Here is a 4,173-nt window from a genome sequence, read left to right on the forward strand (position 1 = left end):
CCACGGCGGAGAATGACGCAGGTGTTTTCACCGCGCCTTCGGCAAGCGCCAAAACGTTATGAGCAATCGTATCAACAATCAACTATGAAAATTAGCAAAGGAGATATCTTCAGCATACAAACTAAAAAGGGTTTGGGATATATGCAGTTTGTGGAAACAACCGAATTTGGAGATTATGTTAGAATTCTTGACCATATTTCGGATTCAATAAATCAAAGCGATGTCGACAAATTAGAAAGATGGTGTATCACATTTGTAATAAAACCTGCATTAAGAAGAAAAATAATTTCATTTATTGGTAATTATAATTTGCCTTTAGAATTCAAAATTCAAGAGTACGCGAGAAGCGAACATAACGTTAGAGGAGAATTTTTAGGTTGGCATATTGTTAATCGGAAAACGTTGCAACGGCAATTAAAAAATAGTTTAACCCAAGAAGAAATAAAATTATCTCCGTCTGGTTTTTGGAATGACACATTAATTATTGAAAGATTAGAAAGCGATTGGAAATTGAGTGAATGGAAATAACGACTGCTCATAACACAGGCTTACCGTCAGCGCGAGCGACGTGCAACTATGAAATCAAAACCAAATTAATAACTTGCATCACGGCTGACAATTAAGCGCGATTTTCTTCGCGCCGAACGGCAAGCCTAATACGTTATATGCAATTGAAGGAATGCAAGTAATTCACGATATTTTAATTAAACTCAATGACTTCCCCGAACTAACTTATGAATTCGAGAAAAACGATTTCTTAACCGTTCGTTCAATGACGACCGCCAGGAAGTTATCCATTGCATTTTGGGAAAAAGAACATACCTTATTTTTCGAGGAATGGCATTGGCATTTTGAAAATAACGACAAAGAAAATCAAGAGCTTATTAATACCATCGATGATATAATCACTAATAGGACTCGGTTAAAAATCTTTAAAAGAGGTGAAAAAGCAATCGCTTGGGAATTAGAACTGCCTGTAGATATTGAAAATAATAATCGACCGATGACTACAGGACTTTTCGGATTTAAATTTTGGGGAAAGCGAGAAGTTGAATATGAAGTTGTTCGGTTTACTTAAAATGACAACTGCATATAACAATCGCTTGCCAAAAGCGCGGTGGACGTGCAACTTTGTTCTTACAATCTAATTAATAACTTTACGCCACGGCGGTGTATGATGGAGGTGTTTTCATCGCGCCTTCGGCAAGCGCCAAAACGTTAGGCGCCACTTTAATCAAGCTTCACAACTACTGATAAACCTGAATTTTGAATGAAAATTATCAGACTTTTAATTATTCTAATTGTCTTGTTCCTTTTGACAATTTTAGCCTTGTCGACATTTAATAGTCCCTCTGATGGAAACGACTCCTTTGGATTTCCATTTACTTTTTATACCTATTTAGGAGGAAAACGTAGTCCAGAACCTTTAACCAGACATGATTTAAATATTAGCATGTTAGTATTGGATATTTTAATATTGGCTACTGTGTCATTTATTTTGGAAAATTTACTATTCCGATCCAAAAATAAAAGCGGCGCCTAACAGCCGCTTGCCGTAAAGCGCGGAGGACGTGCAATTTTGAACTGAAAACTTAATTAATAAATTTACACCACGGCGGACTTAGACGCAGGTGTTTTCACCGCGCCTTCGGCAAGCGCCAAAACGTTAGCAGCAATGGTAAAAAACAGATTCACGACTATGAAAAATCTAATTATAATTTGTTTTATATTTTTCTCTTCCCATTCATTTGGACAATCGAATTTATTAGATAACCCACCGAAGAAAGCTTGGAAAATTATAATAAAGAACAATAAGACTATTGAAGAGAACTTTTTATTGATAGGTAAAAAATTAATAGATAACGACTTTTCAATTGAAAAAAAAGACAAGGATTTTTTCACTATTCAATCGTCTCCTAAAAACCTGGAAAAACTAGACGTTAGTTACTACTTAAGTTTTGTTGTAAAGGACAGTACAATTATCTTAACTGGAATGTCAAAAATGAATATCAATATCAATTTTGGGGCGGTTACTACGGAAAGTTCATATGATAAAATTATTAATAAAGGCATGAATGGCTCTCCGAATAAAGAATCTTTTAACGCTATGTTAAAATTTGCCAAGCTATTTTCAGAATCTGATTACGAGTTTATAACTGAAAAATAAACCACTGCTGCTAACAGCCGCTTGCCGTAAAGCGCGCTGGACGTGCAACTTTGTTCTTACAACCTAATTAATAACTTTACACCACGGCGGACTTAGACGCAGGTGTTTTCACCGCGCCTTCGGCAAGCGCCAAAACGTTAGCGGAAATGCTATGACACCATTCATATTCATAACTACGTCATTGTTAATTTATCCTGCTCTAGGCAGGTTCTTTATTCGACAAACGAAAGATAAGCCAAGGATTAGAAAGCTGATGCTTGTTTCGCTTATGACAGCTAGCGTTATTATAGTTACCGCGGTAGCTATAGACATTATCACCATCAGCGAAAACTTTAACTGGTTTAGTTTGACGTTCATCTACGGTGCCTTTTCTGTGATGATATGGCACTTATACAAAAGAGAGGTACGGATGAGCAAACTTGTTGTAAACTCGATTTTCGGACTCGGTTATCTTTTTGCGACACTTGGATTCTTCTTTACCCTTATTTTCTCTTTTGAAATGGAACCAGTACAAAGTAAATGGGTGACCGCGGAACTAATTTATAAAGAGAGAAATATAGGTTCAGGTCCAGACCCTTCAATCAGATTGAAAAAGGTTGAAATATATAAGCTAACTCATTGGTTTCCTCTTCTCGCGACGAAGTTCAGCGAGATAAATTATGACGAGTGGAGCCATCCGTTACAAAAGACATTGGATATTTCAGTTTCACAAGACAAAAAGAAGCTATACATGAAAAGTCACGTAGAAGGCTACAAGGTTTGGAACTGGTGCGACTCTATTACACTTGAAAAAAGCACTTCCGCTAACATCCGCTTGCCGTAAAGCGCGGTTGACGTGCAACTATGTTCTTTCAACCTAATTAATAACTTTACACCACGGCGGAGAATGACGCAGGTATTTTCACCGCGCCTTCGGCAAGCGCCGCTCGTTAGCTGTAATGCTTGAACCTAAACCAACGACCATCAATGAAATTGAAAATAAGATCAGGTTTTAATTTTTATAAAGACCGTCTAATAATCATGGCTGTCGGACTCTATTTCTCATCCTTAATAGTTATTTATCAAGCATTTTTTATTTCAGAGTATTTTAGTCAATCAGCCTACTATTGGTGGAATTGGAGATTTCAAATGGGTACAGGTCTTTTTATTCTGGCTTCTTGTTTTCTAGGACTTTATTATTATGGAATCAAAAAGTTCAGTCGAAGAAAGCAAAATTAGCACTACAGCTAACACGCGCTGTGCCGCAAGTGCGAGTGATGTGCAACTTGCAAATTCCCTTAGGTTAAATTATTTTCGTCACGCTGGACACTGGAACGGAACTTTCTTCGCACCTGCGTCAAGCGCCAAAACGTTATAGGCAACCCTAAAAAATCGGCAATAGAATGCTAACCGTTAAAGAATTACTCTCGACAAAGACGCTGTATTTCCATTTTCTTTTAAGACTGGTGCTAAGTTTTTTACTCTGCGCTTTAATAATACTTTTTATAATTCCTCTGTTCTATTTTTTGGTATTTGGCTCAGGCAGAGAAAGCGAAAGAATTGACGGACTTCCAATTTCAGTTTTTATAACAAATTGGTTCCCCTTAATTTTTTTAACCCTCTTAATGTTAGTCGGATTTGTTAAAAACCTAAGAACTAATCAGATTTCAAAAGCAAAATCATATGTACTTATCGGACTTATATCATTAATTATTTATCCTTTTAGACTTCCAATTTTAGACTTCTTTATAAATTTATTTCAATGAGGTAATAAGGGCTGCCTATAACACGCGCTATGCCGCAAGTGCGGGCGATGTGCAACTTGCAAATTCCACTACGTTAAATTACTTTCGTCACGCTGGACAATGGAAGGAACTATCTTCGCACCTGCGTCAAGCGCCATCCGTTACCTGCCATTTTATAGAACGACTACACCTTGGAACTAAATAGAAAAATGAAAATAATTTTTAGTGCAATAATATTCCTAGCAATCACAACATTGTTTTCTTTTTGTCAGTCTCAATCTA

General features: G+C 36.8%; 4 protein-coding genes. All 4 read left to right on the forward strand.

Going from position 1 to position 4,173, the window contains the following annotated elements; all coding sequences use genetic code 11:
• A partial coding sequence (locus tag C3K47_RS19270; protein ID WP_207765336.1) for a hypothetical protein occupies positions 1-528 on the forward strand: 528 nt, incomplete at its 5' end.
• A 151-nt stretch (positions 529-679) separates the two neighbouring features.
• Positions 680-1,078 (forward strand): hypothetical protein, encoded by a 399-nt coding sequence (locus C3K47_RS19275; protein ID WP_103790798.1) that lies wholly within the window; start codon positions 680-682, stop codon positions 1,076-1,078.
• 621 nt (positions 1,079-1,699) lie between these two features.
• Positions 1,700-2,167 carry a hypothetical protein gene (locus C3K47_RS19290; protein WP_133159424.1) on the forward strand — a complete coding sequence of 156 codons (468 nt, stop codon included), beginning with the start codon at positions 1,700-1,702 and terminating at the stop codon, positions 2,165-2,167.
• A 151-nt stretch (positions 2,168-2,318) separates the two neighbouring features.
• Positions 2,319-2,990 (forward strand): hypothetical protein, encoded by a 672-nt coding sequence (locus C3K47_RS19295; protein WP_103790802.1) that lies wholly within the window; start codon positions 2,319-2,321, stop codon positions 2,988-2,990.
• Positions 2,991-4,173 lie beyond the last annotated feature (1,183 nt).

The organism is Solitalea longa (assembly GCF_002920915.1).
Classification (GTDB): domain Bacteria; phylum Bacteroidota; class Bacteroidia; order Sphingobacteriales; family Sphingobacteriaceae; genus Solitalea; species Solitalea longa.